Source organism: Hydrogenophaga sp. GW456-12-10-14-TSB4, from assembly GCF_059424305.1.
This window is the reverse complement of sequence record NZ_JBWKZH010000049.1, coordinates 1-25,676: the sequence shown is the minus strand read 5'-3', so window position 1 is coordinate 25,676 and position 25,676 is coordinate 1. Positions and strand designations below refer to the sequence as shown.

Here is a 25,676-nt window from a genome sequence, read left to right as displayed (position 1 = left end):
CGCGCGGTTTTCGACAAGGCACCCCCAGGAAAAACCCTGAGGACGGGTTTCAGCCCCGGCTGTCGTCGTAACAGGGCCCCAGGGCGCGCACCTCGACGGTGGCCCACTCGGCGGCCGGGCATTCGTGGGCGATGGCCACGGCCTCGGCCATGCTGGCGCAGTTCAGCAGGAAAAAGCCACCCACCATTTCCTTGGCTTCGGCGAACGGGCCGTCCACCACCTGGGCCTTGCCGCCGCCGGTGTGCACCCGCACCCCCGTGGCCTGGGAGGCCAGCGATTCCGCCGCCAGCAGCTTGCCGCGCGAGCGCAGCGACTCGCCGAACTTCTGCATGCGGGCATACACCTCGCGGCCCTGGGCCTCGGTGCGGGTGCCGCGCTGGCCGGCCGGTTCAACGATCAAGAGCATGTGGGACATGGGGCGCCTTTCGCGGTGCGACAGCCCTCCATGCTAACGCTTGACCGCGCCCCCCGAGGGCCCACAATCCCATGCCATGAGCCCCGCCAAATTCGAGGCCTTTCGCCTTCAGGCTCTCATCGAAGGCTACGACGAAGTGATCGAGCGCGAATGGGCGCCCTTCACAGTGCTAGACATGCACACCCACCCCTTTGCCGCCCGGGCGGTGGTCACGCGCGGCGAGATGTGGTTGACGGTGGGCGACCTCACACGCCAGCTGCGCGCAGGCGACACCTTCCAGATCGAGCGCGAGGTGCCGCACGCCGAGCGCTACGGCGCCGAGGGCGCCACTTACTGGGTCGCGCGGCGCAAGGACTGAGCTCAGGCCTGCGTCGCGGGTTCCAGCAGGGCGTACAGACCCATCACGGGTTTCTGCTGGTCTTCGCGCAGCGGCGCCTGCCAGGTCTGGCGCACGCGAAAACCGTGGGCCCGGGCGAGCCGGTCGATGTAGGCCGGCGAATGGGCATAGCGCAGGCTGGGCCGCAACTGCAGGTCCTGGCCGTCGCCGGCGAGTTCGACCGAGAAGGCGAAGCAACCGGCCGGGGTCAGCCGCCGGCGCACGGCGGCAAAGACCTCGTCGAGCGCGCCCACATAGATGAACACGTCGGCCGCGATCACGAGGTCGGCCGCTGCGTCCTGCGAGCGCAGGAAGGCCAGCAGCTCGCCCTGCTCCACGCGGCGGTAGGCACCCCCAGCGCGCGCCTGATCGACCATGGCCTTGGCCAGGTCCACGCCGTCCACCGCGTCGGCGTGCGGGCGGATGAGCTGGCCGCACAGGCCGGTACCGCAGCCCAGGTCCAGCACCAGCGGGTAGCGCCGGCCGCCCACGCGCAGCGGGGCCAGCAAGGTCTCGTGCGCCTGGTACTTCAGCTGGTGGACCAGGTGGTGCTGGAAGTCGTCGGCATAGTCGTCGAACAGCGCCTCCACGTAGTCGCTGGGCGGTTGCGCGGGCGCGGCCTCACCGGCCCGCACCGACGCGAGGTAGAAGCGGTGCAGGGTTTCGTCGCCGCCGTGGGCCAGGGCCTGCTCGAAGCAGCGCGCGGCCTCGGCCAGCTGGCCGGCCTCGCGCATCAGGCTGCCGCGCTGGCTCCAGGCCTCGGCCAGCGTGGGATCGAGCGCGAGCGCCTGGTCCAGCGACCGGAGCGCTTCGCCCGGCCGCTCCAGCCGCAGCAGGCACATGGCCAGCGAGAGGTGGAGCTGCGGCGTGGAAGCCCCCAGCCGCACTCCCTGCTGCAGCGCGTCGGCGGCAGCGGCCCAGTTCGACAGCGCCTCGTGCGAGAGGCCGAGCGCGATCCAGGCGTCGCGGTGGGTGGGGTCGGCCTTCGTGGCTTGCGCGAGCGTGGCCACGGCCTCGGGCCAGCGACCCAGGCGGCACTGGGTCACCCCCAGGTTGGCCAGGATGGACGGCCGGCCCGGCACCAGGGCCAGCGCGGCCTGGTAGCGGCCCAGCGCCTCGTCCAGCCGGTCCGCCTCGAAGAGGGTGTTGCCCTCGAAGAAAAAGGCCTTGGCCTGTTCGGTGGGGTCGGTTGCGTTGCTCATGCGGCAACCTTACACCAGCGCACCGGCGCCGCTCAGCTCGCGCCGCGCACCCCGCTGGCCACCAGCGCCCGGTAGTCCGACGGCGTGTTGCCCACCGTGCGGCTGAAGAACTTGCTGAAGTAGGCCGCGTCGTCGTAGCCCAGCGACTCCGCCACCTGCGCCACCGGCAGCGACGAATACGCCAGCAGGCGGCGCGCCTCCAGCATCAGCCGCTCGTGCAGGATCTGCAGCGCCGACTGCCGCGCCACGTGGCGGCAGGTGCGGCTGAGGTGGTCGGGCGTCACGCCCAGGGCCTGCGCGTAGAAGCTCAGCGGCTCGTGCTCGCGGTAGTGCTGCTCCACCAGCGCGAGGTAGCGCTTGACCAGTGCATCGCGTTCGCCCTGGCCGCGTTCGCGCTTGAAGTGCTCGCCCCGGCGGCGCAAGGTCTGCACCGCCAGCAGCGTGGCGCTGGCCAGCAGCGCGTGCACACGGCCCGGGTGCTGGGCCCGGAACTCGCGCGCGATCTGCGCAAAGAGGTTCGCGCACTCGGTTTCGTCCTCCCCTTGCGAGCGGGGGAGCACGCACGAGGTGCCGAGTTCGTCGTCCACCAACGTCGAGCCCCCCAGCAACTGGCGCAGCGTGGTGGTGGGCAGCGTGACCTGGTGGCCCACCGCGTCGGGGGTGTAGGTGAAGCCATGCACCGAGCCCGGCGCCAGCAGCAGCATCACCGGCGCCTGGGCCTCGAAGTCCTGCCCGTCGATGGTGCCGCGCACGCTGCCGTGTGCGAGGAACTGGAACTGGTGCAAACCCTCATGCCGGTGCGCCGGAATCGTCCAGTCCATTTCAGCGCCGCGCACCGCCACCGATTCGTAGTGCAGGCAATCGTCGGGCTGGTCGTGGCGGACTTCCCTGAAGGGAACGAGAAGCAGAGGCGAAGACGTGCTCATGGGCGGGCAAAGTGAAGGCGATGCCGGAAAAGTACAGGAATCGGGCCGAAACGTCCATCGCTTCGGCCACGCCGCTCGCGCATCATCCGCCTCCATGACGCGCAACCCCCACCCCGATGCCCCGCTGCCCGTGGCACCCACGAGCACCGCCCCGCCCCTTCGCCTGACCGGTGCACAGGCGCTGGTGAACGTGCTGCTGGCCGAGGGCGTGGACACGGTGTTCGGCATCGTGGGCGGCAAGCTCTCGCCGCTGTTCCATGCGCTCAGCCGCGAGCCGCGCATCCGCTTCATCGGCGTGCGCCACGAAGCCGCCGGGCCGATGATGGCCGCCGCCGTGCACGCCGGCACCGGCAAGCTCGCGGTGGCCGTGGGCGAGCTGGGCCCGGGCGGCCTCAACCTCGCCGCCGGCCTGGGCGTGGCCTTCAACAACAACCTGCCGCTGCTGGCCATCACCAGCAACCAGCACCGCGCCTCGTCGTACCCGCACACCGGCGTCTTCATGGACCTGGACACGGTCGCCGTGACCCGCCCCCTGACCAAATGGAACGCGGTCGTGAACGACGCGCGCCGCATGCCCGAGCTCGCGCGGCGCGCCTTCCGCGAAGCCCTGGGCGGGCGGCCCGGACCGGTGCACCTGGACATTCCGCAGGACGTGCTGGGCGAGGTGCAGGCCTTCGCGGCCGACGAGTTCGACGTGGCCCCGCAGCGCTACCGCGCCACGCTCGGGCCGCGCCCGGCGCAGGCGGCGGTGGAGGCGGCGGTGCAGCTGCTGCGCGGCGCGCGGCGCCCGCTCATCGTGGGCGGCGGCGGCGTGGTGGCCGCCGGTGCCGCCACCGCCCTGCGCGCGCTGGCCCAGCGCCTGAACGCGCCGGTGGTGCCCACGCAGATGGCGCTGGGCGTGGTGCCTTCGGACAGCCCGCACTTCATCGGCCATGGCGGCATCATCGCGGGCGAGTCCGTGAAGCACGCCTTCGAGCACGCGGACGTGATCCTCAGCGTGGGCTGCCGCTGGTCGTCGTGGATGTGGGACGCGCGCGGCGCGCTTGCCCGCCGCCACCACCGCCTCATCAACATCAACATCGACCCGTCCTCGCTCGGCCAGGCCGCGATGCACGAGGTGGCCATGCAGGCCGACGCGGGCGAGGCCCTGCGCGACCTGCTCGCGGCCCTGGGCGACCCCGCCGCGCCGGCCGACGGCGCCTGGCTCGCCGAACTGCGCGCGGTGCGCGCGGGGCACGAAGGCAAGCTCGCGCAGATGGTCGCCGACCCCGACCCCGTGATGCACCCCGCCGCCCTGGCCAAGGCCCTGGGCGATGCCCTGCCGGCCGACGCGCTCGCGGTCTACGACGGCGGCCACACCACCTTCTGGAGCAACGACCTCACGCCGGTGCACGAGGTGCGCACGCGCTTTCACGAGCCCGGCATGTCCCACCTGGGCTACGGGCTGCCTGCCGCCATCGCGCTGCAGACGCAGTTCCCCGGGCGAGCGGTGCTCAACATCACCGGCGACGGCGCCTTCGGCTTCACGCTCAACGAACTCGACACCGCGCGCCGCTACCGCCTGCCGGTGATCACCGTGGTGCACAACAACGCCGCGTGGGGCGTGATCCGCATGGGCCAGAAAGCCGGGCTCGATTTCGAGATGGCCACCGAGCTGGAAGACACCGACTACGCCGCCATCGCGCGCGGCTTCGGCTGCCACGGCGAGGTGGTCACGTGCGCGGCCGACGTGGCCCCCGCCCTGCAACGCGCGATCGCCTCCGGCCTGCCCGCCGTGCTCGACTGCCGCACCCGCTTCGTGCCGCACCCGGCGGTGAGCCAGTTCGTGAGCATGAACAAGTACGGCTTCGCCTCGCTCACCCGCCTCGATCCGACCTGACACCGCCCGTTTTCTTTGACAACAACCAGGAGACAAGACATGCAACGCAGAACCCTGCTGCGCGCCGGCGCCGCCTTCGGCGGCCTGGCCACCACCGGCCTGCCCCTCTTCGCGCAAGGCCCGGCCGCCAACGCCACGCTCTGGTCCGGCTTCCCGGTCGGCGGCGGCCTGGGCGACCAGGTCGCGCGCCCGCTGATCGACCAGTTGCGCGGCAAGTACCCGCAGCCCATCATCTACGACAGCAAGCCCGGCGCGGGCGGCCGCATCGCGGCCGAGTTCGTCAAGCGATCGGCCCCCGACGGCAACACACTGTTCGGCTGCCCGAGCTCGCTGATGACGCTGCACCCGCACGTGTTCAAGAAGCTGCCCTACGACACGCTGACCGACTTCACCCCCATCGCCGGGCTGTGCACCTACACCGCCGTGTTCACCGCCGGCCCGGGCCTGCCGGCCGAGATCCGCACCGTGGCCGACTACCTGAAATGGGCCAAGGCCAACCCCAGCCAGGCCAACTACGGCGTGCCGGCCACCGGCTCTTCGCTGCACCTGGCCGGCGCGATGCTGGGCAAGCAGTCCGGCGTGGACATGCAGGCCGTGCCCTACAAGGGCGGCGCGCCGCTGCTCACCGACCTGCGCGGCGGCCAGATCCCGGTCAGCTTCAACGTGGTCAGCGAGGTGCTGCCGCACATCCGAGCGGGCAGCCTGCGCGCGCTCGCGGTCTCGGCGCCCACACGCTGGAAGGCCCTGCCCGACACGCCCACACTGACCGAGCTTGGCTACAAGGACGTGGCCTTCGTCGACTGGCTCGGCTGGTACGGCCCGGCCGGCATGGACAAGGCCAAGGTGGCCGCGCTCAACACCGCCGTGAACGACGCGCTGGCCTCGGCCGCGATGAAGGACGTGATCGACAAGAACGGCCTGGAGGTCATGCGGGTGTCGCCCGAAGGCCTGGCCAAGGCCATCCGCGAGAACCACGCCTTCTGGGCCAACGTGGTCAAGGTCACCGGCTTCAAGCCCGAAGACTGAGCATGGCAAGATCGCCCGCCCCTTTCCTTTTCCGAACTTCCACCCGACCATGAGCCTCACCCTCGTTCAAGCCCGGCAGATCCTCGACGCCGCCCTCGCCACCTCCAGGGAGAAGGGCTACCAGCCCATGGGCATTGCCGTGCTCGACGCCTCGGGCAACCTCAAGGCCTTCGTCAGCGAAGACGGTGCCAGCATGTTCCGCTTCGACATCGCCCGGGCCAAGGCCTGGGGCGCCGTGGGCATGGGCGTGTCCAGCCGCACGCTGAGCGAGCGCGCCAAGGGCAACCCGAACTTCTTCGTCTCGCTCGCGGCCACGGCCGAAGGCAAGTTCCTGCCGCAGACCGGCGCGGTGGTGATCAAGGACGCACAGGGCCATCTGCTCGGCGCGGTGGGCGCCAGCGGCGGCACCGGCGATGAAGACGAGCTGATCTGCCTGGCCGGCGTGGCCGCCGCCGGGCTGCAAGCCGGCTGATTCAGGTTCTCGGCAGACCCCGCAGCAGCACATCGCAGAAGAACTCGGCCGGCGGCGACAGCGGAAGGTCGGGCCTTCGCACCAGCACGATCGCGGGTGCCGGCAGCCGCTCGCGCACCGGGATGACATCGAGCAGGTCGCGCGTCATCGCGAAGTCCATCCACTGCCGGGGCAGCATGGCGAGCAGGTCGGTCTGCACCAGCGCCACCTGCACCGACAGCGCCGAATGCGCGCTCAGCATCACGCGGGGCGCAGGCTGGCCGTGGGTGGCGAACAGCCGCGCCAAGTCTTCCTCGGCGTTGTAGTCGATGGTCGTGCTGGCCCAGTCGGCGCCGGCCAGAGATTTCAGACTGCGCACGCGCGCCAGCGGATGGCCTTTGCGGCAGACCACCACGCGCGTGTTGTCGCACAGGTGCTGCACGGCCAGGCCCGGCGCGGTTTTCTGTGAAGGCGCCGCGCCCAGATAGAAGTCCAGGCTGCCGTCGCGCAGCGCCCCTTCCACGCCCGGCATCAGGCTTTCGGTGAGGTTGAGCTTGACCTTCGGGTAGGTCTTTCGGAACACCGACAGGGCGTCGGGCAGCATGCCCAGGTGCGGCATGATGGACAGCGCCACCGACACCGTGCCTTCGTAGCCAGGGCCGGGGTGCTGCACCTCCTCGCGCGCTCGGCGCGCCTCGCTGGAGATCACGCAGGCCCTTCGGTGGAAGCGCACGCCTTCGGCGGTCAGCACCATGCCCGTGGTCTGCCGCGCGAACAGGCTCACCCCCAGCTCCCTCTCCAGCGCCCGCACGCTGCGCGTCAGCGCGGGCTGCGGCATGTCCAGCCGCCGCGCGGCCGAACGCAGGCTGCCGTGTTCGACGATGGCCATCAGGTGCTGCAGCTGTTCGAGTTTCATGCGTCGACGTGTCTCCGGGGGGATGCGAATTCTGAATCGCTTTTTCGATCACGCCATCTTATTGGAATCCTCATGTTTGCCTAGAGTGCGCCTCACCCCCATTGCACGGGGCGACCAGACCAACAACTCGGAGACAAGACATGACCCTCATTCCGAAACGCCATCTCCTTCCGGCGGCCTGCCTGCTGCTGGCGCTGTGCGGCAGCTCGGCCATGGCCCAGACCTGGCCCAGCAAACCGGTGCGCATGATCGTGCCCGTGGGCGCCGGCTCCGCGCCCGATGTGATCGCCCGCATCGTGGGCGAAAAACTCGCCGCCGTCTGGGGCCAGGGTGTGGTGGTGGACAACCGGCCCGGCGCGGGCGGCATTCCCGGCATGTCGGCGCTGGCCCGCTCGGCACCCGACGGTTACGCCATCGGCTTCGTGCCGGCGGCCATGGGCACCATCACGCCACTGGTGTTCAAGAACCCGCAGTTCAACCCCGACACCGACCTCACCCCCGCCGCCACCGTGGGCATCAGCCCGCTGATGCTGGTGGTGCCAGCCGCCAGCGGCGTGCAGTCGATGGCCGATCTGGCGAAGCAGGCCAAGGCCCAGCCCGGCAAGGTGAACTTCGCCGCGCCGCAGCTCAACTCGCTGCCGCACCTGGCGGGCGAGATGGTCAGCAAGGCCGGCGGCATGGGCACCTTCACCGTGCCCTACCGCACGCCACCGGAGGCCGTGGCCGCCGTGCTCGCGGGCGATGCCAGTTTCACGGTGGACGGCGTGCCGAGCCTGTTGCCGCATGTGAAGTCGGGCCGTCTGCGCGCCATCGGGGTGACCTCCGCCAAGCGCCTGCCCGGCATCGACGTGCCCGCCGTGGCGGAAACCTATGCCGGCTACGAAGCCATCGGCTGGTTCCAGGTCATCGTGCCCGCCGGCACGCCGGCCGCGATCGTCGAGCGCATCAACGCCGACGTGAACCGCATCACCGCCTCGCCCGAGATCGTCGCCCGCCTGGGCGAGCTGGGCGTGTACCCGCGCCAGGACAGCGTGGCCGGCGCGCGCGAGTTCTTCGTGCAGCAGCAGGGCGCGATGAAGCACCTGGTGAACGAACTCGGCGTGCAGCCGCAGTAAGCCGCCCCAACCCCACCGCCCGAGGGCACCGGTCGCGCCGGTGCCCAGGACGAATTCACCCATTCCACAGGAGAACATCACCATGACCCAACGCAAGAAAGCCCTCGTGACCGGCGGCGGCACCGGCATCGGCCGCAGCGCCGTGCTGGCCCTGGCCAAGGCCGGCTACGACGTGGCCATCAACTACGCCTCCAGCGCCCAGGCCGCCCAGGCCGTGGCCGCCGAAGCCCAGGCCCTGGGCGCGAAGACCCTGCTGCTGCAGTGCGACGTGAGCGACGACACCGCCGTGCGCCAGATGCTGGCCCAGGTGGGCGAGGCTTTCGGCCACCTGGACACGCTGGTCAACAACGCCGGCACCACCGCGACCTGGAAGGTGAAAGACCTGGAAAGCCTGGACATGGACGCATGGGACCGCACCTTCGCGGTCAATGTGCGCGGCAACTTCCAGGTGAGCCGAGCGGCCGTGCCCCTGCTTCGCAAGAGCAAGGAACAGGGCGGTGAACCCTGCATCGTCAACACCGCGAGCATCGTGGGCCTGCGCCCGGGCCCGCAACCGCCCCCGTACGCCGCCAGCAAGGCCGCCGTGGTGAGCCTGACCAAGATGCTGGCCTGGAACCTGGGCCCGGACATCCGCGTGAACGCGGTGGCGCCGGGCTGGATGGAAGGCGACTGGATGGAGCGCATGCTGGGCGACAAGTACGACGCGCTCATGGGCGCGCGCGCCAAGGCCACGCCGCTCAAGCGCTGCGTGACCGCCGACGACGTGGCCGAGGTGATGCTCAACCTGATCCAGGGCATGCGCTTCGTCACCGGCGAGGTCGTCGTCATCGACGGCGGCTTCACGAGCTCGACATGACCCACCCCTGCCGCGCTGCGCGCGACCCCCTCAAGGGGGCGGCACTGGCGGCCCGGCAAAGCCGGTTCCGCGGTGCCCTTGGACCCGTCGCCGGCATTGCTTCCTCGTATTTTTAGGAGACTTCCATGCTTGAAGGATTCGTTCCCTTCCCTGCCGAGTACGCCGCGCGCTACCGCGCCAAGGGCTACTGGCGCGACCAGTCGCTGGCGCAGGAGTTCGACGCCGTTTTCCGCCGCTACGCGGACCGCGTGGCGCTGATCGATGGCGATGTGACGTTCACCTACGCCGAACTCGACCGCGTCACCACCAACCTGGCGCTGAACCTGCTCGAACTCGGTCTGAAACCGCTGGACCGCGTGGTGCCCACGCTGCCCAACGTGCACGAGTTCGTGCTGCTGTACTTCGCGCTGCAGAAGATCGGCTGCATCCCGATCGCAGCGCTGGTCACGCACCGCTACGCCGAGATCAGCCAGTTCGTGCAGCTCTCGGGCGCGACCACCTGCGTCTACCCCGACACGTCGGGCGATTTCGCCTTCGCACCGGTGATCACCCGGGTGCAGGCCGAGAACCCGTCGCTGAAGTTCCGCCTGGTGCTCGGCGAGGCCGGCCCGGGTGAGGTCTCGCTGCGCGAACTGATCCACAAGCCCGCCACGCTGCCGGCCTCGCGCCTGGCCGAGATCCGAATCGACCCGACCGACCCCTGCATCTTCCAGCTCTCGGGCGGCACCACCGGCATCCCCAAACTGATCCCGCGCACCAACAACGACTACGCCTACAACTCCAAGGTGGCCGCCGACGTGACCGAGATCAGCGAGGACTCGGTGCTGCTGCTGGTGCTGCCCATCGCGCACAACCTGCCGCTGGCTTGCCCGGGCATCCAGGGTTTCATGTTCAAGGGCGCCAAGGTGGTGCTGCACGCCAACACCCGGCCCGGCGAGATGTTCGCGCTGATCCAGAAGCACCGGGTGACGCACCTGAAGGTGGTGCCCGCGCTGCTGATCCGCCTGATCAACGACGACGCGGCCGAGGCCTTCGACCTCTCCAGCCTGAAACTGATCCAGAGCGGCGGGCAGCGCATGCAGCCCGAGGTGCGCGCGAAGACGCGCGCGCTGATCCCGGGCGTGTTCGTGCAGGAGAACTTCGGCATGTCCGAAGGCACACTGATGTTCGTGCGCGCCGGCGACCCGGAAGAGGTCAAGCTCGAGACCTGCGGCCGCCCGGTGTGCGACGACGACGAGGTGCTGCTGCTCGACGAAGAAGGCCGTGTGGTGCCCGATGGCGAGGTGGGCGAATTCACCGTGCGCGGCCCGTACACGCTGCGCGGTTACTTCGGCGTGCCCGAGTACAACGCGCGCCAGTTCACGCCCGACGGCTTCTACCGCTCCGGCGACCTGATGCGCAAGCACCCCTCGGGCAACTACATCGTCGAAGGGCGCAAGAAGGACCTCATCAACCGGGGCGGCGAAAAAATCAGCGCCGAGGAGGTGGAGAACCTGATCCTGATGCACCCCGCGGTGCAGAACGTGGCCTGCGTGCCCATGCCCGACGCGGCCCTGGGCGAAAAGATGTGCGCCTTCGTGATCCTCAAACAGGGTCAGTCGCTGCACCTGAAGGAGCTCGTCGGTTTCCTGCTCACCAAGGAAATCGCCAAGTTCAAGCTGCCCGAGCGCCTGGAGGTGCTGCCGGACTTCCCGGTCTCCACCTTCGGCAAGGTGTCCAAGAAGGCCCTTGGCGAACAGATCGCCCGCAAGCACGCGGAAGAAGAGGCGGCCCGCCGCATCCCCCACTGAACAACGAAAGAAGAGAACCGACATGCGCATCATCGACCTGCACTGCTACCCCGGCACGCCGACCTGGATCGAGTCCCAGGGGCCCTACCCGGCCGAGCTGGCCCGCTACTGGAAACGGGACTGGGTGGGCAAGACCGAAGACGACGTGATCGCCGAGTTCACCGGCGCCGGCGTCGAGGCCTGCCTGGTCGCCCTGGACCTGGAGACCACCGTCGCCGCCCCGCCCTGCACCAACGAGTACGTGCACGGCATGTGGAAGCGCCACCCGAAGCGGGTCATCCAGTGCTGGGGCGCGGTGGAACCCGCCAAGGGCGAGATCGCGATGATCCAGGCCCGCAAGGCGATCCGCGAGCTGGGCTTCATCGGCTTTCACTTCCATCCCATCATGCAGCACTTCGCCGTGAGCGACCGGCGCTACTACCCGCTGTTCGAGGAGATCAACGCCATGGGCGCGGCGGTGATGATCGATGTGGGCACCACCGGCATGGGCGCCGGCATGCCGGGCGGCAACGGCGCGCTGGTGCGCCACGCCCACCCCAAGCACATCGACCAGCTGGCGGCCGACTTCCCGAACCTGAAGATCATCATGGCCCACCCCGGCTGGCCCTGGGTCGACGAGACCACCGCCGTGGCGCTGCACAAGGGCAACGTGTACTGGGAGATGTCGGGCTGGGCGCCCAAGCACTTCCCGGGCAACCTGAAGGTGGACATCCGTGGCCGGCTGCAGGACAAGATCATGTTCGGCAGCGACTACCCCAGCCTGCCCTACGAGCGCATCCTGCGCGAGTGGGACGAGCTGGGCTACAAGCCCGAGGTGATGGAAAAGATCATGCACGGCAATGCCGAAAGGGTGCTGGGCCTGTGAACGCATATCTCTGTGACGGCGTGCGAACGCCGATCGGCCGCTACGGCGGCGCGCTCTCGGCCATCCGCACCGACGACCTCGGCGCCCTGCCCCTGCAGGCCCTGATGGCGCGCCACCCGGGCCTGGACTGGGACCAGCTCGACGAGGTGGTCTATGGCTGCGTCAACCAGGCCGGCGAGGACAACCGCAACGTGGCGCGCATGAGCGCGCTGCTCGCGGGCTTGCCGCTCACCGCGGCGGCGGTCACGGTCAACCGCCTGTGCGGATCGGGCCTGGAGGCCGTGGCGGGTGCCGCGCGCGGCCTCGCCTCGGGCCAGATGCAGCTGGCCATCGCCGGCGGCGTGGAAAGCATGAGCCGCGCGCCGCTGGTGATGCCCAAGCCCACGGCCGCGTTCTCGCGCCATGCCGAGGTGCACGACTCCACCATCGGCTGGCGCTTCGTGAACCCGCGCATGGAAACGCTGTACGGCGTGGACAGCATGGGCGACACGGCCGAAAACGTGGCCGAGGAGCACGGCATCTCGCGCGCCGACCAGGACGCCTTCGCGCTGCGCAGCCAGCAGCGCGCGGCGGCGGCCCAGCAATCGGGTGTGCTCACGCAGGAAATCGTGCCGGTGTCGGTGCCCGGCCGAAAGGGCGCGGCCACGGTGGTGAGCGTGGACGAGCACCCGCGCGCCGACACCACGGCCGAGAGCCTGGCCGCGCTCAAGCCCGCCTTCCGCAAGGGCGGCACCGTCACCGCCGGCAATGCGTCGGGTGTGAACGACGGCGCGGCCGCGCTGCTGATGGCCAGCGAAGCGGCGGCGCAGCGCCACGGCCTGCGGCCCATCGCACGCATCGTGGGTGCGGCGAGCGCCGGCATCGCGCCGCGCGTGATGGGCTTCGGCCCAGTGCCCGCGGTGCACAAACTGCTGGCGCAGACCGGCCTGCGCATGCGCGACTTCGACGTGATCGAACTCAACGAGGCCTTCGCGGCCCAGGGCCTGGCGGTCACGCGAGCGCTCGGCCTGCCCGACGACGCCCCGCACGTGAACCCGAACGGCGGCGCCATCGCCTTCGGCCACCCGCTGGGCATGAGCGGCGCGCGCCTGGTGCTCACGGCCGCGCGGCAGCTGCAGCGCACCGGCGGGCGCTACGGCCTGGTCACGATGTGCGTGGGCGTGGGCCAGGGCGTGGCCCTGGCGATCGAACGCGGGGGAGACACCGCATGAACGAGCCCATCCTCATCGAGCGGCGCGGCCCCATCGCCCTGCTCACCCTCAACCGGCCAGACACCCGCAACGCGCTGAGCGGCGAAGCCATGTTCGCGGCGTTCGAGCAGGCGTTTGCGGCACTGAACGCCGACCTGACGGTGCGCGTGGCCATCCTCACCGGCGCGGGCAGCGCCTTCTGCTCGGGCGGCAACGTGGCCGAGATGCGCGACCGCACCGGCATGTTCGCCGGCTCACCCGAGCAGATCGCCCAGGGCTACCGCGACGGCATCCAGCGCATCCCGCGCGCCTTCGAGGCGCTGCAGGTGCCCATCATCGCGGCGGTCAACGGCCCGGCCATCGGCGCCGGCAACGACCTGGCCTGCATGTGCGACCTGCGCATCGCGTCCAGCGCCGCGCGCTTCGCCGAGAGCTTCGTGAAGGTGGGCATCGTGCCCGGCGACGGCGGCTGCTGGCTGCTGCCGCGCGTGATCGGCCACGCGCGCGCGGCCGAGATGGCGCTCACGGGCGACGCCATCGAAGCCGAAGAGGCCTTGCGCTTCGGCCTGGTCTCGCGCGTGGTCGCGCCCGAGGCCCTGCTCGACGAGGCGATGCGCCTGGCCGGGCGCATCGCGACCAACCCGCCGCAGGTGCTGCGCTGGACGCGCCAGCTGCTGCAGCAGGCGCGCACCGGCACGCTGGACGAAGCGCTCGTGGCCGCCGGCCGCCTGCAAGGCCTGGCCCACCACACCGCCGACCACGCCGAAGCCGTGGCCGCCTTCTTCGAGAAGCGGGCGCCGAGGTTCACGGGGGACGCGGCATGAGCGATCCCATCCTGCTCGAAGAGCGGCCGTTCGAGGGCGTGGCCCTGCTGCGCCTGAACCGGCCCGAGGTGTTCAACGCGCTGAACCTGGCCCTGCGCCGCGCGCTGGCCGAGGCCTTTCGCCGGCTGGACGCCGACCCGTCGGCGCGCGTGCTGGTGCTGGCCGGCGGCCCGCGCGCCTTCTGCGCGGGGGCCGACCTGAACGAGTACGTGGACGCCACGCCCATGGACCTGCTGGCGCGCCGGCACGACCTGCTCTGGGGCCCCATCGCCGCCTGCCGAAAACCGGTGATCGCGGCGGTGCGCGGCCACGCCCTGGGCGGCGGTTGCGAGCTGGCCCTGCACGCCGATCTGATCCTGGCCGGGCGCAGCGCGCGCTTCGGTCAGCCCGAGGTGAAGGTGGGCATCATGCCCGGCGGCGGCGCCACGCAGCGCCTGACGCGGGCGCTGGGCAAGTTCGGTGCGATGAAGCTGCTGCTGCTCGGCGAACCGATCGACGCGGAGACCGCCTCGCGGTGCGGCCTGGTGGCCGAGGTGCTGGACGACGATGCGGTGGAGACCACCGCCCTGGCGCTGGCGCAGAAGCTGGGCGAGCTGCCCGCCGTGGCGCTGCGCCTGATCAAGGAGTCGGTGCTGATGGCGATGGAGACGCCGCTGTCGGCCGGGCTGGAGTACGAACGCAACGCCTTCCAGACCGCTTTCGCCAGCCCCGACAAGCACGAGGGCATGCGCGCCCGGCTGGACAAGCGGCCCGCGCAGTTTTCGCGGGCCGGGCCGGCGTGACATCAGGCCGGCGCCCAGTCCCGCTGGCCTGTGAGCAGCCGGTGCATCTGTTCCAGCGCCATGCGGTACGAATCGAGCCCGAAGCCGGCGACGCTGCCCAACGCCGTCGGCGCCAGGATGGACTCGAACCCGCGGGCGTGCAGGTTGGTCATGTGGACCTCGATGTAGGGAATGGGGATCGCCCGCATGCAGCCATTGAGGCCGTGGCCACTGCGGACAAACGACGCAGGGTTCATCACCAGCCCGTCAAGCCCCTCGTCCAGGGCCGCGTAGATCCTGTCGATGGCCACACCCTCGTGGTTGGTGTAGAGGATCTCCAGGCGGTAGCCGTGCCGCCTGGCATGGTCCATGCACATCGCGTCGAGCTCCCGCGCCGTGGTGGTCCCGTACAGCTCAGGCTGGCGCTGGCCCAGGTACTGCATGTTGGGCCCCTGAATGAGCAGGATGCTTTTCATCGGCTCAGTTCTCCTGGATGTTGGCGCGCTGGACGATGGGCTTCCACCGGCGGATCTCTTCCACCACGATGGCGCTCATCTCCTGCGGCGAGCTGGGTGCGGGCGTGGTGAGAAAGCCCGCGAAGCGCTGCTTCACATCCGGCAGTTCCAGCGCCTTGCGGACCTCGGCGTTCAGGCGCTGCACGACGGCGTCGGGGGTTTTTGCCGGAGCGAAGAGGCCGTACCAGAGCTCGGCCGCATAGCCCGGCACATGGCGCGCGATCGGCGCAACGCCGGGCACCAGAGGCGAAGGTTCTGCGGTGGTCACGCCGAGCATCACCGCGCGCCCCTCCCTGACCAGCGCGTCCAGCGCCCCCGAAGTGCCACCGAAGGCCAGATCGACTTCACCCGAGAGCACCGCCGCAACGGCTGGGGCCTGGCCCTTGTAGGCCACCCCCGTCATCGACACGCCCGCCGCCTGCGAGAGCAGTTCGGCCGACAGGTGCCCCAGGGTGCCGTTGCCGGCGTGGCCGTAGTTGAGCCCTTTCGGGTTCTTGCGCGCCTCGGCCAGCGCGCCGGCAAGGTCGGTGGCCAGCCCCTTGCGGCCGACCACGACGATGGGCGATGTGCCCAGCCGCGCGATGGCCGAGAAGTCGCGCACCGGGTCGTAGCGCGCGCTCTTCTGCAGCAACGGCAGCACGGCGTTGGTGCCCGTCTGGCCGACCAGCAGGGTGTAGCCGTCGGGCGCCGCGGCCGCGACCTCGGCCGTGCCGATCGCACCGCCCGAGCCCGCGCGGTTGTCGACGATGACCGGCACACCAAGCGCCCTGGACAGGGGTTCCTGGATCGCGCGGGCGATCAGGTCGGATCCGCCACCAGCGGCATTGGGGACGACGATGCGGATGGTGCGCGAGGGCCAGGTCTGTGCGCTCGCGCCCAGGGCCAGCAGCCCGGCGACGAACACGGCGATGCGGGAGAGTTTCATGGTGCTTCCTTATTCAGGCAACACGCCCATGCGCTTGATCAGCGCCTGCCACCGAGCGCCGTCGCGCGCGATCAGCTCGCGGAACGCTTGGGGCGTGCTGTCGGCGGGCTCGGCACCGGCCTTTTGCAAGCGCTCCCGCACACCGGGGTCCTTCATGGTGGTGTGTACGGCGCTCGCCAGGCGGGCGATCACCGGTGCCGGCGTTCCGGCCGGGGCCAGCAGGCCCGAGAAGAACTCCAGCTTCATGCTCGGCACGCCGGCCTCCGCCAGTGTCGGCACCTCCGGCAACTGCCGGTCGCGCTTGGGCCCTGTGACGGCCAGTGCCTTGAGGCGACCGGCCTGGATGAAAGGCAGGCTGGTCGAAAGGGCGGCAAAGGCAAAGTCGACCTGTCCGCTGACCACCGCCTGCGCCACGTCGCTGTCCCCCTTGTAGGGCACGTGCAAGGCGTCGATACCCTGCGCGCCTTTGAACTCTTCCATCAGCAGGTGCAACGCGCTGTGGATGCCCGACGAGCCGAAGTTCAACTGGCCGGGCTGTGCCTTGGCCAGCGCCGTGAGCTCGGCCACCGAGTTCGCCGGCAGCGCGCTCTTGGCCAGCAGCACCCACGGCGACACGGCGAGCACGCCGATCGGCTCGAACGAGGTGATGGGGTCGTAGCCCGGCTTCTTGTAGAGGTGGGGGGAGGTGGTGAGCGGGCTGTTGCCGCCCCAGAGCAGCGTGTAGCCGTCGGCGGCAGCCCGTGCCACGAAGGCCGCACCCAGGGTGGCGCCGGCACCGGGCTTGTTGTCCACGATGACCGGCTGGCCGAGCACGCGCGACAGTTGTTGGCCGACGATGCGCGCCGCGATGTCGGTGGAGCCGCCCGCGGTGAACGGCACGACGATGGTGACCGGTCGGCTGGGATAGGTGTCCTGGGCAAGCACCGGGGTGCCGAGGGTCGCGCAGAGCGCGGTGGCCATGGCGCTGAGGATGAGGGGTCGTCTTTGCATGTCTGTCTCCTTGTATTGATGGGAAATGCCTGCGTTTCAGGCGGTGCTCTTCAAGGCCATTCCCTGCGCCACGGCCGCACGCGCGGCCATCCGGTCGGCCCAGGCCGCCAACTGCGTAAAGCCGGCGGCGTCGAGCGCCGCGCGCCGCGGTGCGACCACGGGGTACAGCGCGATGTCGGCGATGGAGAACTCGCCGGCCAGCCAGTCGCCTTCTTTCAGCTCGGCATCCGGGTGGCTCAGGAAGTTGCTCATGCGCTCATCGAACAGGGCGACCGTCTCGGGGTGCGGCGCGGCGACTTTCAGGCGCGAGAAGAACAGCGCGCTGCCAGTGGCCTGCACATCGGCCAGCGTGTGCATCAGCGACTCGAAGACACGCAGCCGGGCACGGCCCGACGCGGGCAGCAGGCGGCCGGTTTTCTCGGCCAGGTACAGCAGGATGGCACCGGATTGCGCGACACGCACCTCGCCGTCCACCAGAGCGGGGGCCATGGCGTGGGGATTGACGGCGAGGAACTCGGGCTGCTTCTGCTCGCCCAGCGCGCGGTCCAGCAGGCGCAGGTCGAAAGACAGCCCCAGCTCGTTCAATGCGATCGCGACGCGCTGGGAATTGGACGTGGGCACGGCGTAGAGCGTGGTGGTGTGGGTCATGCGGCCTCCGGCACGAAGTGGTAGATGGCAAAGTCGTCGCTGCGGCGCTCCCAGGCCATGCGCACGCGCAGGCCCTCCCTGGCTTGAGGGTCGCTCGCGTCTTTCAGCGGTGCCAGCACGCGCGGACCTTCGTCCAGCTCGACCAGCACCATGGTGTAGGGCACGTCGTGCTCGAAGCCAGGTCCGTGCGCGAAGTGCCTGGAGACCGCCGTGACGCGGCCCAGCCCGCTCGCTCGGCGCCATTCGACCGACGCCTTGGAGAACAGGCTCACCGGGCGGGGATAGAACTGGTAGCGCTTCGCCTCGGGGTCGTACTGCAGCACCAGTTCGCCGCGCAGGCCGGCGTCCCAGAAAGGCGCGGTCAGGGGCGTGCGATGGGGGAGGCTTTTGGGCGATGGGGGGGACGTTGCGGTCATTGCGCGCGCTCCATGATCATGACGTTGCTGGCGGCCCAGGTGCGTGCGTAGGGAATGATGCCGATGCCGGTGACCATCGCGTTGTGCGCATCGGCCACCTGGCGCTCGCCGCCACGCCCCAGCAACTGGGTCAGGGTTTCGAAGAGATTCACACTGCCGCCGGCCAGGCCCGGCTGCCCGCACGAAATCTGGCCGCCACCGGTGTTGATGGGCAGCGTTCCGGCGCGGCTGATGTCGGTGTCGAGCACGAAGTCACCGCCCTGGCCCGTGGCGCAGAAGCCGATCTGTTCCAGCTGCAGCAGGATGGCGATCAGGAAGTCGTCGTAGGGCTGGAACAGGCGGACCTGCGCCGGCGCCATGCCGGCGTCGCGCAGCGCCTGCGGACCGGCCAGGGAAAAGCCGGACAACAGCATGTCGCCGCTTTTTTCCGTGGGATCGAAGTTGTTGCTCTCGCGGTAGGCGATCGGATGCACCACGTTGTCAATGCCGAGCTCGCGGGCGATCGAGGTCTTGGTGACCAGCACGGCGGTGGCGCCGTCGACGCGCATCACGCAGTCGAGCAGGCGCAGCGGGTCGGCCACCACGCGCGAGTCCAGGTAGTCGCGCTCGGTCAGCGGCTGGCTGAACACGCTGCTGGCGTTGGGGTTGAGCAAGGCATTGTCGCGCTGCGTCACGGCCAGGCGCGCGAGGGCATGGTCGGGGTAGCCGTGGCGCTGGCGGTACAGGTCGCTGAGCAGGCCGAAGCCCGTCAGCGGACCGGCCCAACCCACCGGGTCGCAGAACTCGGTGCGGTGCCCCACCTGGTGGGAGCGGTCGTTGCTGGACACGCCGTCGGCGCTGATGCACAGCACCATCTCGCACACGCCGGCCTGGATGGCCATGGCGGCGCGTGCGATGTTGCCGATGTTGGACGCGCCGCCGATGTCGGTCGCCTGACACCACTTGACATCCAGCCCCAGCCCTTCGATCAGCAGGTGAGACCACAGCGGGTTGCCCGCTTCCGACATGGCCAGCGTGCAGGCGAAGCCGTCGATGCGTTCGCGGTCCACCGGCACCTCGCGCATCAGCTGCTCGAAGGCCTGGCCGGCCAGCTCCTGGGCGCTGAAGCCGCTGCGGCGCACCAGCTTCGTCTGCGCACAGCCGATGACGGCGATGCCCCGTTCCTTGAGAAATTCCATCTTGCTTTGTCTTTCCTGGTTGCGGTTGTCAGCGGGTCACGACCACGCCGGCCTTCTCGCGGTCCCAGACCGCGGGCAGGTTCTTTTCCATGTCGGCCCGCAGCAGGTGCTTCTGCACCTTCTCGCCCACCGAGCGCGGCAGCGTGTCGCGGAACTCGACGAAGCGCGGCACCATGTAATAGGCCATGTTGCTGCGGCAGAACTCCACCAGCTCGCGCGCGCCGAGCGCTTCGCCGTCGCGCACGATCACCGACACGGCGATCTCGTCCTCGCTGGTGTCGGCGCGCACCGGAAACACGGCGGCGTCGGCCACCTTCGGGTGCGTGCAGATGATTTGCTGGACCTCGAACGCCGAGACGTTCTCGCCGCGTCGGCGGATGGCGTCCTTCTTGCGATCGACGAAGAACAGGTAGCCGTCCTCGTCCATGTAGGCCAGGTCGCCGGTGTGGAACCAGCCGTTGCGCCAGGCGCCGAGCGTGGCCTCGGGCATGTTGTAGTAACCGGTGGACGCGAGCCAGGGCACCTCCACGCGCAACAGGATCTCGCCGGGCACGCCGCGCGGCACTTCGACGTCGTGGTCGTCGGCGATGCGGATCGTGTAGTGGCGCCGGGCGCGGCCGGCCGAACCCAGTTTGTCGGCCCGGTCGGCCACCGTGTAGGCAGCCACCATGCCGTGGTCCGACAGGCCATACGCGCTGGTGATGCGAAGACCGAAGCGCTCTTCAAAGGCGCGGGCGAACCGGGGCACCGGCACGGCGCTCACGATGCGCAGCGACGAGGTGTCGTCGGCCGTCGCCGGCTGGCTCCACAGGAAGTTGCACAGCGCTCCCAGGAGGTTGGTCACCGTGGCGCCGCACTTTCGCACGTCGTCCAGGAAGCGCGAGGCCGAGAAGCGGGTGGTCATGGCCAGCGACGCACCGGTCAGCAGCACCGCGTGCGTGGCGGTCTGCAGCGCATTGACGTGAAACAGCGGCAGACAGACGTACATCACATCGTCGGGCCGGTAGCCGTGGTGCTCGGCGTTGCTGAGGCCGAACGCCAGGTTGGCGGCCTGCGAGAGCATGTTGCCCTTGGAGGGACCGGTCGTGCCGGAGGTGTAGGCCAGGCAGGCCAGATCCCAGGGGGCGACATCGGCCTCGAACGGCGTGTCGGCCGGCGCCGCGTTGTAGAGGGTGCTGTACGACAGCTCGCCCGGCACCTCATCCACCGCGGCGGTGCCGGGCACCGGCGCGGCGTCCAGCACGACGACCTGCGCCAGCCGCCCGGCCGACGGCAGGGGCGCGATGCGTTCACGCAGCGCGGCGTCGACGATGACGGCCGTGCTGTCCGACTGCGCCAGGTAGTACTCGAGCAACTGGCCCTTGCTCGCGGTGTTGATCGGCACCGACACCGCCCCCATGCGGCCCAACGCGAAGGCGCAAAACAGGTGCTCGGGGCTGTTGTCCAGCATCAGCGCGACGTGCGTGCCCTTCTTCCACCCCAGCGCCGTGAAGGCGTGCGCCAGCCGGCGCGTGACGCGCTCCAGCTCGGCGAAGGTCCAGGTGCGGCCGTCGGGCAGCCAGGTGAGAAACACCTTGTCGGGCTGCGCGCGCGCCTGGCGCCGCAGCACGGCATCGATGGTCAGGTCGTCCAGGCAATAGCCCAGCTCGGTCAGCAAGCGCTGGTTGGAGGGTGGCGTCGAAATAGGGTTCATTGGGTGATTATATGCATTGGTGGGACCAATGATTTATTTCATTCTAGTCCCTGTCTGCCTGGCCTAAACTCAGGGAATGCCCGAATTCCGATCCGTCAAAACCCGCCGCGTCAGTGATGAAGTCGGCGAGGAAATCCGCCGCCTGCTGTCCAGCGGCCAGCTCAAGACCGGCGACAAGCTGCCGCCCGAGCGCGAGCTGGCCCTGCAACTCGGCGTGGGCCGCAACGCCCTGCGCGAGGCCTTGCGCAGCCTGGAGAAGAGCGGTGTCATCACGCTGCAGCGCGGCGCCAAGGGCGGCGCCTTCATCAGCCAGGGCGACACGGCCGCGCTCAGCCGCGGGCTGTCGGACCTGCTGCAGCTGCGCGCCATCTCCATGGAGCACCTCACGCAAGCGCGCGTGGCCATCGCCGACGGGGTGACACGCGCGGCGGCCGTGGCGGCCACCGACGAGGACTTCGCGCGGCTGGACGCCCGGCTGGATTCAGCCCAGGCGGCGCTGGACGCGGGCGATATGGACCAGAAGCTGTTCCACATCATCGAGTTCCACAACGACCTCGCGCAGGCCACGCAGAACCCGGTGCTGGTGCTGGTGATGCGGTCCATCATGGACCTGATGTACGGCTACTCGAAGGAGGTCGGCGGCGAGCCGAACGACGCCTCCATCGCGGGCCTGCGGCGCTTCATGGGGCACTTGAAGAAGCGGCACCCGAAGGCGGCCAGCATCGAGATGACCGATCACCTGGACCGCGCTCAGGCGCGCTACATGCGCACGCTGCGGACCCATCCGCCGATCGTGCCGACGGCACAGGACCGACCGTCGGCCTGAGCCGGCCTACAGCGGCATGCCGGCGTTCGCCTCACGCCGGTTCACCTCGTAGAACACACCACGCAGCCAGCGGTTGGCCGGGTCGTGCTGCATGCGGCGGTGCCAGAACTGCTGCACGTCGATCACCGGCACCGCGAAGGGCAAGGCGATGCGGCGGATCGCGATGTGGCGCTCCATCACGGTCGCGATGTCTTCCGGCACCGTGGCCACGAGGTCGGTGCCCGGCAGCAGCGAGAGCAGGCTCATGAAGTGCGAGAGCTCCAGCGTCACGTGGCGCTGCCAGCCTTTCTCGTCGAGGTAGCGGTCCAGCAGGTGCTCGCGCCCGTCGGGCCGCACCACCACGTGCCGCGCCGCCAGGTACTGGCGCTGCGTCATGCGCTCCACCGCCGGCCCGGCGTGCGCGCAGGTCACGCAGGCGTAGGAGGTCTTGAACAGCGCCTGCTGGAAGAAACCGGCCTTGTGCAGGTCGGGGAAAAAACCCACGGCCAGATCGCCCTCGCCCGATTCCAGCGCCTCGGCGGCGGCGAAGCGCGTGCGCGCCGTGGCCCGCAGGCGCACCTGCGGCGCCTCCTGCCGCAGCCGCCGCAGCACGCCGGGCAGGAAGGCCACCTCGCCGATGTCGGGCGTGAGGATGGTGAAGGTGCGCTCGGCCCGCGCGGGGTCGAAGCTGGCCTTCTGCAGGATCTCGGCGTTGATCGCCTCCACCACCCGGTGCACCGCCGGCGCCAGCTCCATCGCGCGCGGCGTGGGCTTCATCTGCGCGCCGGCGCGCACGAACAGCGCGTCGTCGAACACGGTGCGCAGCCGCGCCAGCGCCGCGCTGGTGGCCGGCTGGCTCAGGCCCAAGGCCTCGCCCGCGCGGCCCACGCTGCAGTGGCGGGCCATGGCGTCGAACACCACGAGCAGGTTCAGGTCCACGTTTCGAATATCCATGGCATGGATTCTATGAATCCACGGAGGCGTCTGGTCATCCATGGCGTTGATCCCTAGCATGCGCAGCGGACTCTTCCTACAACCACCGGCGCCGCCCGCACGGCGCCCAGGAGACAAGACATGAAACGCAGAGACTTCGCGGGAGCCGCGCTCCTCCTGCCGCTGGCCGGCGCCTTGCACGCGCAGACCCCGGCCTGGCCGCAGCGCCCGGTGAGATTCATCCTGTCGCAGCCGGCCGGCGCCGGCCCCGACATCCTGGCGCGCTACGTCGGCGAGCAGCTCGCCCGCCTGTGGAGCCAGGGCGTGGTGGTGGAGAACCGCCCGGGCGGCCAGAACGTGATCGGTGCGCAGGCCGCCGCGCGCTCGGCCGCCGACGGCTACACCTTCTACTACGCCACCACCGCCGCGATGGTGACCAACGCCTTCACCTTCAAGGCCCTGCCCTACGACCCGGTGAAGGATTTCGCGCCGGTGCGCCTGGTGGGCCGCAGCCCCTTCGTGATCGCCACCAGCAGCGCCGCACCCTTCAAGGACCTGGCCCAGGCCCTGGCCGCGGCCAAGGCGCAGCCGGGCGCCGTCACCATCGGCACCGAAGGGCCCAAGACCTTCTCGGGCATGCTGGCCGACAGCGTGGCCGTCAAGGGCGGTGTGAAGCTCAACCACGTGTCGTACACCAAGGGCCCGGAAGCGATCCAGGACCTGATCGGCGGCCGCATCCAGCTGGTGTGCCTGCCCGACGCCGCGCTCACCGCCTTCATCAAGAGCGGCCAGCTGCGCGCGCTCGCCATCAGCACGGCGCAGCGCCAGCCCGACATGCCCAACGTGCCGGCCCTGGCAGAGACCTTCCCCGGCTTCGAGTACACCGGTTGGAACGGCCTCTTCGCGCCCGCCGGCACGCCGGCCGACGTGGTGGCCCGCGTGAACCGCGACCTGGAGACCGTGCTGCGCCAGCCCGAGGTGGCGCAGCGCCTGCAGGCCCTGGGCTCGCTGGCCGAGCCGAAGATGTCGGTGCCCGAGTTCGAGGCCTTCATGCGCGGCGAGCACGAGCGCTGGCGCGAGGTCATCAAGTCCCTCGGCATCACCGCGGAGTGAACGGCGTGGCGGCACTGGCTCCCTGCACCTGCGGCGGCATCGACGTGCATGCGCACGTCGTGCCCGAGAACTTCCCGGCCTACATCGGCCGCAGCATGCCGGCCGACTGGCCGTCGATGGCGCCGGCGCAGCCCTGCCACCGCCACGTGATGATCGCGGGCAAGAACTACCGCACCGTCTCCGACAAGTGCTGGGACGTGCCCAAGCGCCTGCAGGACCTGCCCGGGATGGGCCTGGCGCTGCAGGTGATGTCGCCCATGCCCGAGCTGCTGTCGTACTGGATGCCCGCGGCCGATGCGCAGCAGTTGCTGCGCTTCCTCAACGACCAGATCGCCGCCATGGTGGACGCCGGCGAAGGGCAGCTGGCGGGTCTGGGCGCCGTGCCGCTGCAGGACGTGGACCTCGCCATCCGCGAGCTGGAGTACGCGGTGAAGACGCTGGGTTTCGCGGGCGTGGAGGTGGGCAGCAACATCAACGGCGTGCCGATCGGTGCGCCGGTGTTCGACCCCTTCTTCGAGGCCTGCGAGGCGCTGGGCGCGGCGGTGTTCGTGCACGCCATCCGGCCCGCCGGCATGGAGCGGCTGGTGGGCCCTGCGCCCCTGCAGCAGGTGATCGCCTACCCCGGCGACGTGGGCCTGGCCGCCGCCTCGGTGATCACCGGCAACCTGCTGGTGCGCCGGCCGAAGCTGCGCATCGCCTTCAGCCACGGCGGCGGCACGCTGGCCTCGCTGCTGCCGCGCCTGCAGCAGGGCTGGGGCGTGTTCCCGGCGCTGCGCGACAGCGTGCTCGAAGCCCCGGCCGAGCAGGCGCGCCGCCTGTTCTACGACACCCTGGTGTTCGACACGCCCACCCTGCGCCACCTGGTGGCCAGCTTCGGCGACACGCAGCTGATGGTGGGCACCGACTACCCCTTCAACTTCCACGACCACACACCGGTGCAGCGCATCGAGGCCGCCGGCTTCGACGCCGACGCCACCGCGCGCCTGGTGCACCAGAACGCCGAGCGTTTCCTCGGCCTGCAGAACAAGAAAGTGACCGCCCCATGAGTTCCCCCTGGATCGAGGCCGTGCGCAGCGTGGCCCTGAACGTGCCCGACCTCGAAAAGGCCGAGGCTTTCTACACCGAGGTCTGGCGCCTGAGCGTGGCGCACCGCAGCGAGCAGGCCATCTACCTGCGCGGCACCGGCAGCGACCACCACCTGCTGGCGCTGCACGCGGGCGGCCCGGTGCCGCAGATCCGCCAGGTCACGCTGCGCGCGCGCAGCCTCGACGCGCTGCGCGCGGTGGCCGAGGCCGTGCCGCGCGCGGGCGGCACCCTGCTCTCCCCCGTCGGCCCTCTCACAAACGACCCGGCCGGCGGCACCGGCCTCACGCTGCGCGACCCGCACGGCCGCGTGCTCCAGGTGGTGCACGGCGATGCGCGCGGCGAAGACATTGGCCCGCAGCGCGACCAGCCCGCGCGGCTCACGCACGTGGTGCTCAACAGCCACGCGGTGGACGAGACGCAGCGCTTCTTCACCGACGCGCTGGGCTTCACGCTGGCCGACCGCACCGTCGCCATCGCCTTCATGAACTGCAACAGCGACCACCACACGCTCGCGGTGGGCGTGGCCGACAACGACGCGCTCAACCACATCGCCTTCCTGATGCCCGACGCCGATTCGGTGATGCGCGGGGGCGGCCGCATGAAGGACGCCGGCCACCCCATCGAGTGGGGACCCGGCCGCCACGGCCCGGGCAACAACCTCTTCAACTACTTCATCGACCCCTTCGGCATCGTCATCGAGTACACGGCCGAGGTCGAGCAGGTGGACGAAAGCTACGTGCCGCGCGGCCCGGCGGACTGGAAGTGGCCGCCCGGCACGTAGC

At 70.2% G+C, this 25,676-nt stretch carries 27 protein-coding genes; 15 read left to right on the top strand and 12 right to left on the bottom strand.

The features are described from left to right. Positions 1 to 49 precede the first annotated feature (49 nt). Entirely contained in the window at positions 50 to 415 is a 366-nt protein-coding gene (locus tag AC07ZS_RS21165; protein ID WP_494800501.1) for a YciI family protein, read from the bottom strand. Positions 416 to 491: 76 nt separating this feature from the next. Here AC07ZS_RS21165 and AC07ZS_RS21160 point away from each other — a divergent pair, with 76 nt between their 5' ends. Continuing rightward, the gene (locus AC07ZS_RS21160; protein WP_494800500.1) at positions 492 to 773 is read left to right on the top strand and encodes a cupin domain-containing protein; all 282 of its coding nucleotides are present in this window, start codon (positions 492 to 494) and stop codon (positions 771 to 773) included. Positions 774 to 775: 2 nt separating this feature from the next. Here AC07ZS_RS21160 and AC07ZS_RS21155 read toward each other — a convergent pair whose 3' ends face one another. Both AC07ZS_RS21155 and AC07ZS_RS21150 read right to left on the bottom strand, forming a co-directional pair. Further along, positions 776 to 1,993: a tetratricopeptide repeat protein gene (locus tag AC07ZS_RS21155; RefSeq protein WP_494800499.1), complete on the bottom strand. Its 1,218-nt coding sequence runs from the start codon at positions 1,991 to 1,993 to the stop codon at positions 776 to 778. Positions 1,994 to 2,025: 32 nt separating this feature from the next. After that, positions 2,026 to 2,919, bottom strand: a complete 894-nt coding sequence (locus AC07ZS_RS21150) for an AraC family transcriptional regulator (protein ID WP_494800498.1) — start codon at positions 2,917 to 2,919, stop codon at positions 2,026 to 2,028. 94 nt (positions 2,920 to 3,013) lie between these two features. Between AC07ZS_RS21150 and AC07ZS_RS21145 the strand changes: the two genes are divergently transcribed. Genes AC07ZS_RS21145 through AC07ZS_RS21135 form a run of 3 tightly spaced genes read left to right on the top strand, consistent with a single transcriptional unit; the run spans position 3,014 to position 6,296 of the window. After that, entirely contained in the window at positions 3,014 to 4,798 is a 1,785-nt protein-coding gene (locus tag AC07ZS_RS21145) for a thiamine pyrophosphate-binding protein (RefSeq protein WP_494800497.1), read from the top strand. A 39-nt stretch (positions 4,799 to 4,837) separates the two neighbouring features. Continuing rightward, complete coding sequence (locus AC07ZS_RS21140; RefSeq protein ID WP_494800496.1) at positions 4,838 to 5,824, top strand: Bug family tripartite tricarboxylate transporter substrate binding protein; 987 nt, start codon at positions 4,838 to 4,840, stop codon at positions 5,822 to 5,824. A 49-nt stretch (positions 5,825 to 5,873) separates the two neighbouring features. Continuing rightward, positions 5,874 to 6,296 carry a GlcG/HbpS family heme-binding protein gene (locus AC07ZS_RS21135; RefSeq protein ID WP_494800495.1) on the top strand — a complete coding sequence of 141 codons (423 nt, stop codon included), beginning with the start codon at positions 5,874 to 5,876 and terminating at the stop codon, positions 6,294 to 6,296. A gap of 1 nt (position 6,297) precedes the next feature. Here the strand turns inward: AC07ZS_RS21135 and AC07ZS_RS21130 are convergent, their stop codons facing one another. Further along, positions 6,298 to 7,191 (bottom strand): LysR family transcriptional regulator, encoded by an 894-nt coding sequence (locus tag AC07ZS_RS21130; RefSeq protein WP_494800494.1) that lies wholly within the window; start codon positions 7,189 to 7,191, stop codon positions 6,298 to 6,300. Between the two features lie 140 nt (positions 7,192 to 7,331). Here AC07ZS_RS21130 and AC07ZS_RS21125 point away from each other — a divergent pair, with 140 nt between their 5' ends. The 7 genes from AC07ZS_RS21125 to AC07ZS_RS21095 all read left to right on the top strand — a co-directional run bounded on the left by AC07ZS_RS21125 (position 7,332) and on the right by AC07ZS_RS21095 (position 14,613). Next, a complete protein-coding gene (locus tag AC07ZS_RS21125; protein WP_494800493.1) occupies positions 7,332 to 8,306 on the top strand; it encodes a Bug family tripartite tricarboxylate transporter substrate binding protein in 975 nt (324 codons plus the stop codon). 82 nt (positions 8,307 to 8,388) lie between these two features. Further along, positions 8,389 to 9,162 carry an SDR family NAD(P)-dependent oxidoreductase gene (locus AC07ZS_RS21120; RefSeq protein ID WP_494800492.1) on the top strand — a complete coding sequence of 258 codons (774 nt, stop codon included), beginning with the start codon at positions 8,389 to 8,391 and terminating at the stop codon, positions 9,160 to 9,162. A gap of 125 nt (positions 9,163 to 9,287) precedes the next feature. After that, on the top strand, positions 9,288 to 10,952 hold the full coding sequence (locus AC07ZS_RS21115; RefSeq protein WP_494800491.1) for a (2,3-dihydroxybenzoyl)adenylate synthase: 1,665 nt from the start codon (positions 9,288 to 9,290) through the stop codon (positions 10,950 to 10,952). Positions 10,953 to 10,974: 22 nt separating this feature from the next. Then, complete coding sequence (locus tag AC07ZS_RS21110) at positions 10,975 to 11,817, top strand: amidohydrolase family protein (protein ID WP_494800490.1); 843 nt, start codon at positions 10,975 to 10,977, stop codon at positions 11,815 to 11,817. Further along, positions 11,814 to 13,028, top strand: coding sequence for a 3-oxoadipyl-CoA thiolase (gene pcaF, locus AC07ZS_RS21105; protein WP_494800489.1), 1,215 nt, complete (start codon positions 11,814 to 11,816; stop codon positions 13,026 to 13,028). The genes AC07ZS_RS21110 and pcaF overlap by 4 nt, the downstream gene beginning before the upstream one ends. Next, a complete protein-coding gene (locus AC07ZS_RS21100) occupies positions 13,025 to 13,831 on the top strand; it encodes a crotonase/enoyl-CoA hydratase family protein (RefSeq protein WP_494800488.1) in 807 nt (268 codons plus the stop codon). The genes pcaF and AC07ZS_RS21100 overlap by 4 nt, the downstream gene beginning before the upstream one ends. After that, complete coding sequence (locus AC07ZS_RS21095) at positions 13,828 to 14,613, top strand: enoyl-CoA hydratase-related protein (protein WP_494800487.1); 786 nt, start codon at positions 13,828 to 13,830, stop codon at positions 14,611 to 14,613. The genes AC07ZS_RS21100 and AC07ZS_RS21095 overlap by 4 nt, the downstream gene beginning before the upstream one ends. 2 nt (positions 14,614 to 14,615) lie before the next feature. Here the strand turns inward: AC07ZS_RS21095 and AC07ZS_RS21090 are convergent, their stop codons facing one another. From AC07ZS_RS21090 to AC07ZS_RS21060, 7 genes are read right to left on the bottom strand one after another with little or no spacing between them, the layout of a single operon-like run. Then, on the bottom strand, positions 14,616 to 15,068 hold the full coding sequence (locus tag AC07ZS_RS21090; protein ID WP_494800486.1) for a type II 3-dehydroquinate dehydratase: 453 nt from the start codon (positions 15,066 to 15,068) through the stop codon (positions 14,616 to 14,618). A gap of 4 nt (positions 15,069 to 15,072) precedes the next feature. Continuing rightward, a complete protein-coding gene (locus AC07ZS_RS21085) occupies positions 15,073 to 16,032 on the bottom strand; it encodes a Bug family tripartite tricarboxylate transporter substrate binding protein (protein WP_494800485.1) in 960 nt (319 codons plus the stop codon). Positions 16,033 to 16,041: 9 nt separating this feature from the next. After that, a complete protein-coding gene (locus AC07ZS_RS21080) occupies positions 16,042 to 17,022 on the bottom strand; it encodes a Bug family tripartite tricarboxylate transporter substrate binding protein (protein ID WP_494800484.1) in 981 nt (326 codons plus the stop codon). A 36-nt stretch (positions 17,023 to 17,058) separates the two neighbouring features. Then, positions 17,059 to 17,670 (bottom strand): glutathione S-transferase family protein, encoded by a 612-nt coding sequence (locus AC07ZS_RS21075; RefSeq protein ID WP_494800483.1) that lies wholly within the window; start codon positions 17,668 to 17,670, stop codon positions 17,059 to 17,061. After that, positions 17,667 to 18,086, bottom strand: a complete 420-nt coding sequence (locus AC07ZS_RS21070; RefSeq protein ID WP_494800482.1) for a Zn-ribbon domain-containing OB-fold protein — start codon at positions 18,084 to 18,086, stop codon at positions 17,667 to 17,669. Before AC07ZS_RS21070 ends, AC07ZS_RS21075 begins: the two co-directional genes overlap by 4 nt. After that, the gene (locus AC07ZS_RS21065) at positions 18,083 to 19,264 is read right to left on the bottom strand and encodes a thiolase family protein (RefSeq protein WP_494800481.1); all 1,182 of its coding nucleotides are present in this window, start codon (positions 19,262 to 19,264) and stop codon (positions 18,083 to 18,085) included. The genes AC07ZS_RS21070 and AC07ZS_RS21065 overlap by 4 nt, the downstream gene beginning before the upstream one ends. Before the next feature lie 28 nt (positions 19,265 to 19,292). Further along, the gene (locus tag AC07ZS_RS21060) at positions 19,293 to 20,957 is read right to left on the bottom strand and encodes an AMP-binding protein (protein WP_494800480.1); all 1,665 of its coding nucleotides are present in this window, start codon (positions 20,955 to 20,957) and stop codon (positions 19,293 to 19,295) included. Between the two features lie 76 nt (positions 20,958 to 21,033). Between AC07ZS_RS21060 and AC07ZS_RS21055 the strand changes: the two genes are divergently transcribed. Then, positions 21,034 to 21,783, top strand: a complete 750-nt coding sequence (locus AC07ZS_RS21055; RefSeq protein WP_494800479.1) for a FadR/GntR family transcriptional regulator — start codon at positions 21,034 to 21,036, stop codon at positions 21,781 to 21,783. A 6-nt stretch (positions 21,784 to 21,789) separates the two neighbouring features. Here the strand turns inward: AC07ZS_RS21055 and AC07ZS_RS21050 are convergent, their stop codons facing one another. Next, positions 21,790 to 22,716, bottom strand: coding sequence for a LysR family transcriptional regulator (locus AC07ZS_RS21050; protein WP_494800478.1), 927 nt, complete (start codon positions 22,714 to 22,716; stop codon positions 21,790 to 21,792). A 120-nt stretch (positions 22,717 to 22,836) separates the two neighbouring features. Here AC07ZS_RS21050 and AC07ZS_RS21045 point away from each other — a divergent pair, with 120 nt between their 5' ends. From AC07ZS_RS21045 to AC07ZS_RS21035, 3 genes are read left to right on the top strand one after another with little or no spacing between them, the layout of a single operon-like run. Then, positions 22,837 to 23,808: a Bug family tripartite tricarboxylate transporter substrate binding protein gene (locus AC07ZS_RS21045; protein WP_494800477.1), complete on the top strand. Its 972-nt coding sequence runs from the start codon at positions 22,837 to 22,839 to the stop codon at positions 23,806 to 23,808. Between the two features lie 5 nt (positions 23,809 to 23,813). Beyond that, complete coding sequence (locus tag AC07ZS_RS21040; RefSeq protein ID WP_494800476.1) at positions 23,814 to 24,854, top strand: amidohydrolase family protein; 1,041 nt, start codon at positions 23,814 to 23,816, stop codon at positions 24,852 to 24,854. Beyond that, positions 24,851 to 25,675 (top strand): VOC family protein, encoded by an 825-nt coding sequence (locus tag AC07ZS_RS21035; protein WP_494800475.1) that lies wholly within the window; start codon positions 24,851 to 24,853, stop codon positions 25,673 to 25,675. Before AC07ZS_RS21040 ends, AC07ZS_RS21035 begins: the two co-directional genes overlap by 4 nt. Position 25,676 lies beyond the last annotated feature (1 nt).

What these genes read in the sequence shown, in the direction of transcription:
- AC07ZS_RS21165 (WP_494800501.1), bottom strand. Translation starts at nt 415, where the DNA reads ATGTCCCACATGCTCTTGATCGTTGAACCGGCCGGCCAGCGCGGCACC.
- AC07ZS_RS21160 (WP_494800500.1), top strand. Translation starts at nt 492, where the DNA reads ATGAGCCCCGCCAAATTCGAGGCCTTTCGCCTTCAGGCTCTCATCGAA.
- AC07ZS_RS21155 (WP_494800499.1), bottom strand. Translation starts at nt 1,993, where the DNA reads ATGAGCAACGCAACCGACCCCACCGAACAGGCCAAGGCCTTTTTCTTC.
- AC07ZS_RS21150 (WP_494800498.1), bottom strand. Translation starts at nt 2,919, where the DNA reads ATGAGCACGTCTTCGCCTCTGCTTCTCGTTCCCTTCAGGGAAGTCCGC.
- AC07ZS_RS21145 (WP_494800497.1), top strand. Translation starts at nt 3,014, where the DNA reads ATGACGCGCAACCCCCACCCCGATGCCCCGCTGCCCGTGGCACCCACG.
- AC07ZS_RS21140 (WP_494800496.1), top strand. Translation starts at nt 4,838, where the DNA reads ATGCAACGCAGAACCCTGCTGCGCGCCGGCGCCGCCTTCGGCGGCCTG.
- AC07ZS_RS21135 (WP_494800495.1), top strand. Translation starts at nt 5,874, where the DNA reads ATGAGCCTCACCCTCGTTCAAGCCCGGCAGATCCTCGACGCCGCCCTC.
- AC07ZS_RS21130 (WP_494800494.1), bottom strand. Translation starts at nt 7,191, where the DNA reads ATGAAACTCGAACAGCTGCAGCACCTGATGGCCATCGTCGAACACGGC.
- AC07ZS_RS21125 (WP_494800493.1), top strand. Translation starts at nt 7,332, where the DNA reads ATGACCCTCATTCCGAAACGCCATCTCCTTCCGGCGGCCTGCCTGCTG.
- AC07ZS_RS21120 (WP_494800492.1), top strand. Translation starts at nt 8,389, where the DNA reads ATGACCCAACGCAAGAAAGCCCTCGTGACCGGCGGCGGCACCGGCATC.
- AC07ZS_RS21115 (WP_494800491.1), top strand. Translation starts at nt 9,288, where the DNA reads ATGCTTGAAGGATTCGTTCCCTTCCCTGCCGAGTACGCCGCGCGCTAC.
- AC07ZS_RS21110 (WP_494800490.1), top strand. Translation starts at nt 10,975, where the DNA reads ATGCGCATCATCGACCTGCACTGCTACCCCGGCACGCCGACCTGGATC.
- AC07ZS_RS21100 (WP_494800488.1), top strand. Translation starts at nt 13,025, where the DNA reads ATGAACGAGCCCATCCTCATCGAGCGGCGCGGCCCCATCGCCCTGCTC.
- AC07ZS_RS21095 (WP_494800487.1), top strand. Translation starts at nt 13,828, where the DNA reads ATGAGCGATCCCATCCTGCTCGAAGAGCGGCCGTTCGAGGGCGTGGCC.
- AC07ZS_RS21090 (WP_494800486.1), bottom strand. Translation starts at nt 15,068, where the DNA reads ATGAAAAGCATCCTGCTCATTCAGGGGCCCAACATGCAGTACCTGGGC.
- AC07ZS_RS21085 (WP_494800485.1), bottom strand. Translation starts at nt 16,032, where the DNA reads ATGAAACTCTCCCGCATCGCCGTGTTCGTCGCCGGGCTGCTGGCCCTG.
- AC07ZS_RS21080 (WP_494800484.1), bottom strand. Translation starts at nt 17,022, where the DNA reads ATGCAAAGACGACCCCTCATCCTCAGCGCCATGGCCACCGCGCTCTGC.
- AC07ZS_RS21075 (WP_494800483.1), bottom strand. Translation starts at nt 17,670, where the DNA reads ATGACCCACACCACCACGCTCTACGCCGTGCCCACGTCCAATTCCCAG.
- AC07ZS_RS21070 (WP_494800482.1), bottom strand. Translation starts at nt 18,086, where the DNA reads ATGACCGCAACGTCCCCCCCATCGCCCAAAAGCCTCCCCCATCGCACG.
- AC07ZS_RS21065 (WP_494800481.1), bottom strand. Translation starts at nt 19,264, where the DNA reads ATGGAATTTCTCAAGGAACGGGGCATCGCCGTCATCGGCTGTGCGCAG.
- AC07ZS_RS21060 (WP_494800480.1), bottom strand. Translation starts at nt 20,957, where the DNA reads ATGAACCCTATTTCGACGCCACCCTCCAACCAGCGCTTGCTGACCGAG.
- AC07ZS_RS21055 (WP_494800479.1), top strand. Translation starts at nt 21,034, where the DNA reads ATGCCCGAATTCCGATCCGTCAAAACCCGCCGCGTCAGTGATGAAGTC.
- AC07ZS_RS21050 (WP_494800478.1), bottom strand. Translation starts at nt 22,716, where the DNA reads ATGGATATTCGAAACGTGGACCTGAACCTGCTCGTGGTGTTCGACGCC.
- AC07ZS_RS21045 (WP_494800477.1), top strand. Translation starts at nt 22,837, where the DNA reads ATGAAACGCAGAGACTTCGCGGGAGCCGCGCTCCTCCTGCCGCTGGCC.
- AC07ZS_RS21035 (WP_494800475.1), top strand. Translation starts at nt 24,851, where the DNA reads ATGAGTTCCCCCTGGATCGAGGCCGTGCGCAGCGTGGCCCTGAACGTG.